This is a genomic window from Streptomyces sp. NPDC029122 (assembly GCF_055569445.1).
Genome location: NZ_JBVHWK010000015.1, coordinates 35,044 through 46,403, shown reverse-complemented (window position 1 = coordinate 46,403; position 11,360 = coordinate 35,044). Strand labels below are relative to the sequence as shown.

Below are 11,360 nucleotides of genomic sequence, written 5' to 3'. Positions count from 1 at the left end.
ATATGCTGCGCCTATGACGATTGAGCCGGAGCAGCAGATCGGTGTGGGCACGCAGGACGCGTTCCAGCGTCTGTGGACGCCCCACCGGATGGCCTACATCCAGGGCGAGAACAAGCCGACCGGCCCGGAAGCCGGGGACGGCTGTCCCTTCTGCGGGATTCCGGAGATGTCCGACACGGACGGCCTGGTCGTGGCGCGGGGCAAGCACGTCTACGCGGTGCTGAACCTCTACCCGTACAACGGCGGCCACCTGATGGTCGTCCCGTACCGCCACGTCGCCGACTACACGGAGCTCGACGCGCCGGAGACGGCGGAGCTGGCGGACCTGACGAAGCGGGCCATGGTCGCGCTGCGCAAGGCCTCCGGGGCGCACGGCTTCAACATCGGCATGAACCAGGGCAGTGCCGCCGGCGCCGGCATCGCCGCCCACCTGCACCAGCACATCGTGCCCCGCTGGGGCGGGGACACGAACTTCATGCCCGTCGTCGGGCACACCAAGGTGCTGCCGCAACTCCTCGCGGACACCCGCCAGATGCTCGCCGACGCCTGGCCGAACGGCTAGGGGGTGTCCGAGGCAGGGCCGGCAGCGCGGAACGGCCGGCCTAACCCTCCGTAGGGCCGGACCGCCGCTCCGCCAGGACGGCCTCGACGTCGAACTCGGCGAGGCCGAGCGGCGGGCCCGGCGGCGGCCGGCGCAGGGCCGTGCGGATCTTCTCGTTGACCTCCGCCAGGATCGCCCTGGCCCGGCGCTCCGTGCCGGCCGCCAGGGCGGCCTCCCGGGCGTCCTCGGCCTCCTTGCGCAGGGCCAGCGCGGGCGGCAGCGTGGAGAAGCCCTCGCGGTGCAGCTTCTCCTTGATCCACCACATCTCGTCGTACGGGGCGTCCAGCGAGGACAGCGGCTTGCCCCAGCCCGGCAGCTTCTCGAACTCGCCCCGCTCGGCGGCCTCTCTGATCTGCCGGTCCACGAAGGACTCGAAGCTGACTCCTGGCGGTTTCCGCTCGGTCACGGTGCTTCCTCCCCGGCGGCTGCGGCTCCTCCAGCGTACCTACGCGTCGTAGACGTCCGCCTTCCGCGGGGCGGGCTCCTGGACGACCCCGTTCATGATCGAGGAGCGGTTGGTGAAGGCCGAGGTGTCCACGCCGTTCTCCTCCAGCACCCTGAAGGTCGCCCGGTGCACCGACCGCAGGACCGGGGCCACGGTGCGCAGGGCGTCGTCCGCCATGAAGCGGTGGCGCCACATGGAGCTCGCCCACACGTGCCGCAGGCCGAAGGGCTCGGGCAGGACCAGCTTGCCGCCGAAGTAGTCCAGCAGCGGCGGGTACCAGGTCAGGGGGGCGCGCACGGCCAGGCGTACGACTTCCATGGTGTCCACCAGCGGCAGCGGACGCTCCACGGTCTCCCAGAAGCGGATCGACTTGGGGACCTCGACCACCGGGGCCTTGGACTTGGTGGTGAACAGGCCGTGGACGGGGCCGAGGGCGTGCGCGGTGACGTCCACGCGCAGGGTCTTGTAGAGGACGGTGACCGTGACCAGCATCGTGATGACGAGCTGGCCGTCCCAGAGCGGGTACTGGATGCCGAGGTAGTGCCGGTTGCCGGCGCTGAACTGCTGCTCGTTGCAGATCCGGGTGATCTCGTGCGGCTTGACCAGGAAGGTGTCGACGTCCTCGCCGCTCGGCCGGGCCACTTCGGCGGCGCCCTCGCCGACGGGGGTGACGATCCAGTGCTGGATGGAGGCGGGCGGGAAGCCGCCGGTGTGCAGGGGGCCGCGCTCCAGCTTGCGCAGCTCGGTGTCGATCGCGCGTATGACGTCCCAGCTGCGGAAGGGGTGGATGTCACGCCCGTCCACCTTCGGGGTCAGCTCCTCGGCCATCTGCCAGCTGCCCCAGCGGGTGCCCATGCCGAGGATGCCCTTGGGGCCGGCGTAGAAGACGGAGTTGCTGCGGTCCTCCGCGGTCAGCTTCGCCAGTTGCCGGCGCAGGTCCTCGCGGGCCTTCTCGTCGGGGTTGCCCGGAACCGCCTCCGGGATCTTGGCGGCGACGGGTGCGCCGCCCCCGAGCAGGCCGTCCCAGCGGGAGCGCAGGTCGGCGGCGGTGGTCTCGCAGATCCGGCGGGCCAGGTACCAGCCGAGGACGGGGGCGACGAGAGCGCCGAGCAGGTAGAGCTCCAGCAGGCCGCTGCCGGGCTGGCGGTACACCACCCGGTAGAGCAGCACCGCGCCGAAGAGGACCACCCCGACCAGCAGGGCGGTGCCGATCCAGCCGCTCTTCTTGCCCTCGCCGCCCGACAGGGTCTTGCGGAGCTGGAAGAGGCCGAGCCACAGCAGCAGCCCGGGCAGGAACACCACTCCGCTGACCAGCGTGATCAGGCGCAGCTTGCGGTCGCGTTCCTTGCGGATCCGGGAGGCCGCCAGGCAGTGCTCGACCACGGTCTGCGGGTCGGCGCCGAAGGACTGGATGAGCGGCTTGCGGCCGGCGCCGAGGGTGCGGGCCTCGACGGCGCGGCAGAAGGCCTCGCCGAGGTTGGGTTCGAAGAGGGAGATCCTGGGCGGCTTGACCGTGGCCGGGTGGTTCTCGCTGTTCGCCGTGAGGATCGTGTCCAGCTTGGTGTCCCTGCCGCCGTCGCGGTACGCGGCGGAGGCGAGCGCGTTGGTCGCCGCGGTCTGGCCGCCGCCCCCCTGCAGAGGAATCTGTGCTCCGGGCCTGAAGTCGAAACCGTCGTCCGCCACCGCTGCCCCCATCGCCGTGCCACTGTGCTCTTTGCCCGTGGTGCCGTCGTGCTAGTCGTTCCGGTCGTTCTGGTCGTGCCGTACTGCCGTACTGCCGTACTGCCGTACTGCCGTGCCGCTTTCGCGGCGTGTCGCGCTCTGTCGTGGTCCGTTGCGCTCTCCGTCGCGGCGAAGAGCCTATCGGCGTACTCGTCCCCATGGTCATGGGACAGGGAAACACCGCCCACCGCAAGCGGGTTGGGTGGGCGGCATCCAGGTGCTATGTCAACTAACTTCCCTTCTCGGTCTGTTCGCGCACCTTGTCCGCGAGATGGCCCGGCATGGGCTCGTGCCGGGCGTACGCGCGGCTGAAACGGCCCGTGCCGTGGGACACGGAGCGCAGGTCCACGGCGTACCGGCCGATCTCGATCTCGGGGATCTCGGCCCGCACCCGGGACCGGCCGGGGCCCGCCTGCTCGGTGCCGACGACGCGGCCGCGGCGGCCGGCGAGGTCGCTCATGACCGGGCCGACGTACTCGTCGGGCACCTCGACGTCGAGTTCGGCGACGGGCTCCAGCAGGTGGATCGGGATGTCGGCGGCGGCTTCGCGCAGGGCGAGGGCGCCCGCCGTCTGGAAGGCGGCGTCGGAGGAGTCGACCGAGTGCGCCTTGCCGTCGCGCAGGGTGACGCGTACGTCGACCAGCGGATAGCCGGCAGCGACGCCGCGGGCGGCCTGGGCGCGTACTCCCTTCTCCACGGAGGGGATGAACTGGCGGGGCACCGCGCCGCCGACGACCTTGTCGACGAACTCGATGCCGCTGCCCGGCGGGAGCGGTTCGACCTCGATCTCGCAGATGGCGTACTGGCCGTGGCCGCCGGACTGTTTGACGTGCCGGCCGCGCCCGGCGGCCTTGGCGCCGAAGGTCTCGCGCAGGCTGACCTTGTGGGGGACGGGGTCGACCCGGACCCCGTAGCGGGTCTTCAGCCGCTCCAGCACGAGGTCCTGGTGGGCCTCGCCCAGGCACCACAGGACGAGCTGGTGGGTGTGCGGGTTCTGTTCCAGCCGCAGGGTGGGGTCCTCGGCGACCAGGCGGGCCAGGCCCTGGGAGAGCTTGTCCTCGTCGGCCTTGCTGTGGGCCTCGACGGCGAGGGGGAGCAGCGGCTCGGGCATCGGCCAGGGCTCCATCAGGAGCGGGGCGTCCTTGGCGGAGAGGGTGTCGCCGGTCTCGGCGCGGGTGAGTTTGGCCACGCAGGCGAGGTCGCCCGCGACGCAGGCGCCGAGGGTGCGCTGCTGTTTGCCGAAGGGGGAGGTGAGGGCGCCGATCCGCTCGTCGACATCGTGATCCTCGTGGCCCCGGTCCTCCAGGCCGTGCCCGGAGACGTGGACGGTCTCCTCGGGGCGCAGGGTGCCGGAGAAGACGCGGACCAGGGAGACCCGGCCGACGTAGGGGTCGGAGGAGGTCTTGACGACCTCGGCGAGGAGCGGCCCGGCCGGGTCGCAGGTGACGTCGGGGCGGGGGGAGCCGTCGGGGGCGGTGACGCCCAGGGGGGCGCGTTCCGCGGGGGTGGGGAAGCCGCCCGTGATCAGTTCGAGGAGTTCCACGGTGCCCAGGCCCTGGCGGGCGCCGTCGGCCGCCGGGGCGGCCATCAGGACGGGGTGGAAGGTGCCCCGGGCGACGGCCCGCTCCAGATCGTCGATCAGGGTCTTGACGTCGATGTCCTCACCGCCGAGGTAGCGGTCCATGAGGGTCTCGTCCTCGCTCTCGGCGATGATCCCCTCGATGAGGCGGGAGCGGGCGTCGTCGATGAGGGCGAGCTCGGCGGGGTCCGGGTCGCGCTCGGCGCGCTCGCCGGAGGTGTAGTCGTACACGCGCCGGGAGAGCAGGCCCAGGAGGCCGTTGACGGGGGAGTGGCCGTCGGGTCCGGCCGGTCCGTGCAGGGGGAGGTAGAGCGGGATGACTGCGTCCGGGTCGTCGGCGCCGAAGATCTCTCCGCAGACGGCGGTCATCTGGGAGTAATCGGCGCGGGCTGCCTCCAAATGGGTGACGACGATGGCGCGCGGCATGCCGACGGCCTCGCATTCGTCCCAGACCATCCGGGTGGCCCCGTCGATCCCGTCGGAGGCGGAGACGACGAAGAGGGCCGCGTCCGCGGCGCGCAGACCGGCCCTGAGTTCCCCGACGAAGTCGGCGTATCCGGGGGTGTCCAGGATGTTGATCTTGATTCCGGCCCATTCGACGGGGACCAGGGACAGCTGTACGGAGCGCTGGCGGCGGTGCTCGATCTCGTCGTAGTCCGAGACCGTGGTGCCGTCCTCGACCCGTCCTGCCCGGTTCAAGGCCCCCGCCGTCAGGGCCAGGGCCTCGACCAGGGTCGTCTTCCCCGCGCCGCTGTGGCCGACCAGCACGACGTTCCGTACGGAATCGGGGCGGTCGGCCGTCAGTGCCCTGCCGGCGGCTCCGGCTTGGTGTGATGTGGCTCCCATGGTGCTCGTGCCTCCTGGTGTCGCGGTGAGGAGGGTGATCGGGGTCCTTCGAGCTTTGCACTGCCGTCACACTGCGTCCATACGTGGTACCGGCCACGGCCGCCCGCGCGGCGGGAGGGTGACGCGGGCCCGCCGCGGGCGGGGAGCGGGAGCCGACCGGTGGGTGCGCGGCACCGCGGGCGCGGGGCGCTGGCTACGATGGGCCAGCCGGTGGCCGTGGTGGCCGCTCGGCCCACCGACCCTCTGGGAAGGCCATGCTGAACAAGTACGCGCGTGCGTTCTTCACGCGTGTTCTCACGCCGTTCGCCGCGTTTCTCCTGCGCCGGGGGGTGAGCCCGGACGCCGTCACCCTCATCGGTACGGCCGGAGTGGTGGCCGGGGCGCTGGTCTTCTTCCCCAGAGGCGAGTTCTTCTGGGGCACCATCACCATCACCCTCTTCGTCTTCTCCGACCTGGTGGACGGGAACATGGCCCGCCAGGCCGGGCTCTCCAGCCGCTGGGGGGCGTTCCTCGACTCCACGCTCGACCGGGTGGCCGACGCCGCGATCTTCGGCGGCCTCGCGCTCTGGTACGCCGGCCAGGGCGACGACAACGCCCTGTGCGCGGTGGCGATCTTCTGCCTGGCCAGCGGGCAGGTGGTCTCGTACACGAAGGCCCGCGGCGAGGCGATCGGGCTGCCGGTCGCCGTCAACGGGCTCGTCGAGCGGGCCGAGCGGCTGGTGATCTCCCTGGTCGCGGCCGGCCTGTCCGGGCTGCAGACCTTCGGCGTCCCCTCGTGGATCGGGGTGCTGCTGCCGGTCGCGCTGTGGATCGTGGCGGCGGGCTCGCTCGTCACGCTGGTGCAGCGCGTGGTCACCGTACGCCGTGAGGCGGCCGAGGCCGACGCGGCGGCCACCGGCGCCGAGGGCGGGTCGCTCTGATGGGCAAGGCGCAGGACAAGCTGGTCGACGGGCTGTACGGGCTCGGCTGGGCGGGCGTGAAGAAGCTGCCCGAGCCGGCGGCGGTGGCCCTCGGCCGCAAGATCGCCGACGTGGCGTGGAAGCGCCGCGGGAAGAGCGTGCTGCGGCTGGAGTCCAACCTGGCCCGGGTGGTGCCCGACGCGACCCCCGAGCGGCTGCGCGAGCTGTCGCACGCGGGCATGCGTTCGTACATGCGCTACTGGATGGAGTCCTTCCGGCTGCCGGCCATGGATACGAAGCGGTTCGGCGAGGACGTCCAGCTGAAGGACGACCACATCCTGCGCGAGGCGCTCGCCTCCGGGCGGGGGGTCGTCGCCGCCCTGCCGCACCTGGCCAACTGGGACCTCGCCGGGGCGTGGGTCACCGGCCACCTGGGCGTACCCTTCACCACCGTCGCCGAGCGGCTCAAGCCCGAGTCCCTCTTCGACCGCTTCGTGGCCTACCGGGAGAGCCTCGGCATGGAGGTCCTCCCGCACACCGGGGGCGCCTCCTTCGGCACCCTGGCGCGCCGGCTGCGCTCCGGCGGGCTGGTCTGCCTGGTCGCCGACCGGGACCTGTCGGCCTCCGGGGTCGAGGTGGACTTCTTCGGATCCCGGGCCCGGATGCCCGCCGGGCCGGCGCTGCTGGCGCAGCAGACCGGGGCGGTACTGCTGCCGGCCACGCTGTACTACGGCGACAGCCCGAAGATGTACGGCCGGTTCCACCCCCCGGTGGAGGTGCCCCGGCAGGGCACGCGGAGCGAGAAGACCGCCGCCATGACCCAGGCGCTCGCGGACGCCTTCGCGTCGGGGATCGCCGAGCACCCGGAGGACTGGCACATGCTGCAGCGCTTGTGGCTCGATGACCTGGAGGAGCGCCCGTAGTGAAGATCGGCATCGTGTGCCCGTACTCGTGGGACGTCCCGGGCGGCGTCCAGTTCCACATCCGCGACCTGGCCGAGCACCTGATCCGCCGGGGTCACGAGGTGTCGGTGCTGGCCCCGGCGGACGACGAGACCCCGCTGCCCCCCTACGTGGTCTCGGCGGGACGGGCGGTGCCGGTGCCCTACAACGGGTCGGTCGCCCGGCTGAACTTCGGCTTCCTCTCCGCCGCCCGCGTACGCCGCTGGCTGCACGAGGGCGTCTTCGACGTGATCCACATCCACGAGCCGGCCTCGCCCTCCCTGGGCCTGCTGTCCTGCTGGGCGGCCCAGGGCCCGATCGTGGCGACGTTCCACACCTCCAATCCCCGCTCGCGGGCGATGATCGCCGCGTACCCGATCCTCCAGCCGGCGCTGGAGAAGATCAGCGCCCGGATCGCGGTGAGCGAGTACGCCCGGCGCACGCTGGTGGAGCACCTCGGCGGGGACGCCGTGGTCATCCCCAACGGCGTCGACGTCGACTTCTTCGCCCGGGCCGAGCCCAAGGCCGAGTGGAGCGGGCGGACGCTCGGCTTCATCGGCCGCATCGACGAACCCCGCAAGGGCCTCCCGGTGCTCATGGCCGCCTTCCCGGCCATCGTCGAGGCCTGCCCGGACGTACGCCTGCTCGTGGCGGGCCGGGGCGACGAGGAGGAGGCCGTGGCCTCCCTCCCGGCGGAGCTCCGCTCCCGGGTCGAGTTCCTCGGCATGGTCTCCGACGAGGACAAGGCCCGCCTGCTGCGCAGCGTGGACGTCTACGTCGCCCCCAACACCGGCGGCGAGAGCTTCGGGATCATCCTGGTCGAGGCCCTCTCGGCCGGCGCCGCCGTCCTGGCCTCGGACCTCGACGCCTTCGCCCAGGTCCTGGACCAGGGCGCTGCGGGAGAACTGTTCGCCAACGAGGACGCCGCCTCCCTGGCCGGGGCGGCGACCGCCCTCCTGCGCGACCCGGCCCGGCGCGCGGAACTGAGCGCCCGCGGCTCGGCGCACGTACGCCGCTTCGACTGGTCGACGGTGGGCGCGGACATCCTGGCCGTGTACGAGACCGTCACCGCCGGCGCGGCCGCCGTCGCCGCCGACGAGCGGGTCTCCCTCCGCACCCGCCTCGGCTTCTCGCGGGACACGTAGGCGTCCGCAGCGGGTAGTGTCGCCGCCCGTGATCGAAAACCTTGTCTGGATCGCGGTGGCGCTCGCCGTCGTCGGGGTCTACCTCAGCTGGACCGCCGGGCGGCTGGACCGGCTGCACACGCGGATGGACGCCGCCCGCGCCGCCCTCGACGCTCAGCTCGTGCGGCGGGCCTCCGTCGTGCTGGAGGTGGCCACCTCCGGGGCGCTCGACCCCGCCTCCTCGCTGGTGCTGTACGAGGCCGCGCACGCCGCGCGGCAGGCGGAGGAGGAGCACCGGGAGGTCGCCGAGAGCGAGCTCAGCCAGGCGCTGCGGGCGGTGTTCGCCGACGCCGACCAGGTGGAGGTGCTGAAGGCGGCCCCGGGCGGCGAGGAGGCCGCCGAGGAGCTGGCCGCGTCGGTGCGCCGGGTGCCGATGGCGCGCAGGTTCCTCAACGACTCCGTACGGGCCGCCCGCGCGCTGCGCCGCCACCGCAAGGTCCGGTGGTTCAGACTGGCGGGACATGCGCCGTTCCCGCTGGCCTTCGAAATGGACGACGAGCCGCCGGTGGACCTCGCGGACCGCCCCGTCTGATCCTCATAGGGCCGCGGGGGACAAGTGAAAGAGCCACCGGCTCCACATTGGCCCTTGTAGTGGACTGGTCGGTGGGGTTTTCTCAGCGAGTACCGCCCGTCTTCCCTTTCGAGTTCGTTTCGAGTGAGGTCAACCCGTGAGCACGCTTCCCACCTCTTCCCAGTCCGCTGAGTCGGCCATCGGCACCTCCCGCGTCAAGCGCGGCATGGCCGAGCAGCTCAAGGGCGGCGTGATCATGGACGTGGTCAACGCCGAGCAGGCGAAGATCGCCGAGGACGCCGGCGCCGTGGCCGTCATGGCCCTGGAGCGGGTCCCCGCCGACATCCGCAAGGACGGCGGCGTGGCCCGCATGTCCGACCCCAACATGATCGAAGAGATCATCGAGGCCGTCTCCATCCCGGTCATGGCCAAGTCCCGCATCGGCCACTTCGTCGAGGCCCAGGTCCTCCAGTCCCTCGGCGTCGACTACATCGACGAGTCCGAGGTCCTGACCCCGGCCGACGAGGTCAACCACTCCGACAAGTGGGCCTTCACCACCCCCTTCGTCTGTGGCGCCACCAACCTGGGCGAGGCCCTGCGCCGCATCGCCGAGGGCGCGGCCATGATCCGTTCGAAGGGCGAGGCCGGCACCGGCAACGTCGTCGAGGCCGTCCGCCACCTGCGCCAGATCAAGAACGAGATCGCCAAGCTGCGCGGCTTCGACAACAACGAGCTGTACGCCGCCGCCAAGGAGCTGCGCGCCCCGTACGAGCTCGTCAAGGAGGTCGCCGAGCTCGGCAAGCTCCCGGTCGTGCTGTTCTCCGCCGGCGGTGTCGCCACCCCGGCCGACGCCGCCCTGATGCGTCAGCTCGGCGCCGAGGGCGTCTTCGTCGGCTCCGGCATCTTCAAGTCCGGTGACCCGGCCAAGCGCGCCGCCGCCATCGTGAAGGCCACCACCTTCTTCGACGACCCGAAGGTCATCGCGGACGCGTCCCGCAACCTGGGCGAGGCCATGGTCGGCATCAACTGCGACACCCTCCCCGAGGCCGAGCGCTACGCCAACCGGGGCTGGTAGCCAGCATGAGCAATCCCCCCGTCATCGGTGTTCTGGCACTCCAGGGCGACGTACGGGAGCACCTGATCGCCCTGGCCGCGGCGGACGCCGTGGCCAGGCCGGTCCGGCGTCCCGAGGAGCTCTCCGAGGTGGACGCCCTGGTGATCCCCGGCGGCGAGTCCACGACGATGTCCAAACTCGCCGTGCTGTTCGGCATGCTGGAGCCGCTGCGCGAGCGCGTGCGCGCCGGGATGCCCGTCTACGGCACCTGCGCCGGCATGATCATGCTCGCCGACAAGCTGCTGGACGGCCGTGACGACCAGGAGACGCTCGGCGGCATCGACATGATCGTGCGCCGCAACGCCTTCGGACGCCAGAACGAGTCCTTCGAGGCCCGGATCGACTTCGCGGGCATCGAAGGGGGCCCCGTCGAGGGCGTCTTCATCCGCGCCCCCTGGGTCGAGTCGGTCGGCGCCGCCGCCGAGGTCCTCGCCACGTACGACGGCCACACCGTCGCCGTGCGCCAGGGCAACGTCCTCGCCACCTCCTTCCACCCCGAACTGACCGGCGACGACCGCGTCCACGCGTACTTCGTCGACATGGTGCGCGCGGGGCTGTGACGAGGTCCCGGTAGGATCGTCGGTGAACACTGTTGGTTACGCGAAGGAGACAGGCGGATGTCCGGCCACTCTAAATGGGCTACGACGAAGCACAAGAAGGCCGTGATCGATGCCAAGCGCGGCAAGCTCTTCGCGAAGCTGATCAAGAACATCGAGGTCGCGGCCCGTATGGGCGGCGCGGACATCGACGGCAACCCGACGCTCTTCGACGCCGTTCAGAAGGCCAAGAAGCAGTCGGTCCCGAACAAGAACATCGACTCCGCGGTCAAGCGCGGCGGCGGCCTCGAGGCCGGCGGCGCCGACTACGAGACGATCATGTACGAAGGCTACGGCCCCAACGGTGTCGCGGTGCTCATCGAGTGCCTCACCGACAACCGCAACCGTGCCGCCTCCGACGTCCGCGTCGCCATGACCCGCAACGGCGGCTCCATGGCCGACCCGGGCTCTGTCTCGTACCTGTTCAACCGCAAGGGCGTCATCCTCCTGCCCAAGGCCGACCTCTCCGAGGACGACGTCCTGGGCGCGGTCCTGGACGCCGGTGCCGAAGAGGTCAACGACAACGGCGACACCTGGGAGATCATCAGCGAGGCCACCGACCTGGTCGCGGTCCGTACCGCGCTCCAGGAAGCCGGCATCGACTACGACTCGGCCGACTCCAGCTTCGTCCCGACCATGCAGGTCGAGCTCGACGAAGAGGGCGCGCGCAAGATCTTCAAGCTGATCGACGCGCTGGAGGACAGCGATGACGTGCAGAACGTCTTCGCCAACTTCGACGTCTCCGACGAGGTCATGGAGAAGGTCGACGCCTGACCGGCGCCGCCCCCTCCCCCCTCCCTTCGGCGGGGGGGGGGGGAAAAAAAAAGACGGCCCGAAGCGTTTTTTTGGGTGGGGGGGGGGCCGCCCCGCAAACGGGAAAGAGGGGGAGGAGAGGGGGGGAGGGGGGGGGGCGGTGGTGGGG

General features: G+C 71.5%; 11 protein-coding genes. 8 read left to right on the top strand and 3 right to left on the bottom strand.

Features of this window, described 5'->3' with window-relative positions; genetic code table 11:
* Positions 1-13: 13 nt before the first annotated feature.
* The gene (locus ACZ4WZ_RS18810; RefSeq protein ID WP_467891624.1) at positions 14-562 is read left to right on the top strand and encodes an HIT family protein; all 549 of its coding nucleotides are present in this window, start codon (positions 14-16) and stop codon (positions 560-562) included.
* Positions 563-602: 40 nt separating this feature from the next.
* Here the strand turns inward: ACZ4WZ_RS18810 and ACZ4WZ_RS18805 are convergent, their stop codons facing one another.
* The 3 genes from ACZ4WZ_RS18805 to ACZ4WZ_RS18795 all read right to left on the bottom strand — a co-directional run bounded on the left by ACZ4WZ_RS18805 (position 603) and on the right by ACZ4WZ_RS18795 (position 5,193).
* Positions 603-1,007, bottom strand: coding sequence for a DnaJ family domain-containing protein (locus ACZ4WZ_RS18805; protein WP_467891622.1), 405 nt, complete (start codon positions 1,005-1,007; stop codon positions 603-605).
* A gap of 39 nt (positions 1,008-1,046) precedes the next feature.
* Positions 1,047-2,741, bottom strand: a complete 1,695-nt coding sequence (locus ACZ4WZ_RS18800; protein WP_467891620.1) for a hypothetical protein — start codon at positions 2,739-2,741, stop codon at positions 1,047-1,049.
* A gap of 256 nt (positions 2,742-2,997) precedes the next feature.
* Entirely contained in the window at positions 2,998-5,193 is a 2,196-nt protein-coding gene (locus tag ACZ4WZ_RS18795; RefSeq protein WP_467891618.1) for an elongation factor G-like protein EF-G2, read from the bottom strand.
* Between the two features lie 254 nt (positions 5,194-5,447).
* On the opposite strand from ACZ4WZ_RS18795, the gene pgsA reads away from it, so the two are divergent.
* The 7 genes from pgsA (at position 5,448) to ACZ4WZ_RS18760 (ending at position 11,212) form a co-directional block, all read left to right on the top strand.
* Complete coding sequence (gene pgsA / locus ACZ4WZ_RS18790; protein WP_467891616.1) at positions 5,448-6,113, top strand: phosphatidylinositol phosphate synthase; 666 nt, start codon at positions 5,448-5,450, stop codon at positions 6,111-6,113.
* Positions 6,113-7,015 (top strand): phosphatidylinositol mannoside acyltransferase, encoded by a 903-nt coding sequence (locus ACZ4WZ_RS18785; RefSeq protein ID WP_467891614.1) that lies wholly within the window; start codon positions 6,113-6,115, stop codon positions 7,013-7,015. The genes pgsA and ACZ4WZ_RS18785 overlap by 1 nt, the downstream gene beginning before the upstream one ends.
* Positions 7,015-8,178, top strand: coding sequence for a glycosyltransferase family 4 protein (locus tag ACZ4WZ_RS18780; protein ID WP_467891612.1), 1,164 nt, complete (start codon positions 7,015-7,017; stop codon positions 8,176-8,178). Before ACZ4WZ_RS18785 ends, ACZ4WZ_RS18780 begins: the two co-directional genes overlap by 1 nt.
* Before the next feature lie 28 nt (positions 8,179-8,206).
* Positions 8,207-8,749, top strand: coding sequence for a hypothetical protein (locus tag ACZ4WZ_RS18775; RefSeq protein ID WP_467891610.1), 543 nt, complete (start codon positions 8,207-8,209; stop codon positions 8,747-8,749).
* A 136-nt stretch (positions 8,750-8,885) separates the two neighbouring features.
* Entirely contained in the window at positions 8,886-9,803 is a 918-nt protein-coding gene (gene pdxS, locus ACZ4WZ_RS18770; RefSeq protein ID WP_388944424.1) for a pyridoxal 5'-phosphate synthase lyase subunit PdxS, read from the top strand.
* 5 nt (positions 9,804-9,808) lie between these two features.
* Positions 9,809-10,402: a pyridoxal 5'-phosphate synthase glutaminase subunit PdxT gene (pdxT, locus tag ACZ4WZ_RS18765; protein WP_388944427.1), complete on the top strand. Its 594-nt coding sequence runs from the start codon at positions 9,809-9,811 to the stop codon at positions 10,400-10,402.
* Positions 10,403-10,459: 57 nt separating this feature from the next.
* Complete coding sequence (locus ACZ4WZ_RS18760) at positions 10,460-11,212, top strand: YebC/PmpR family DNA-binding transcriptional regulator (protein ID WP_125817794.1); 753 nt, start codon at positions 10,460-10,462, stop codon at positions 11,210-11,212.
* Positions 11,213-11,360: the final 148 nt, after the last annotated feature.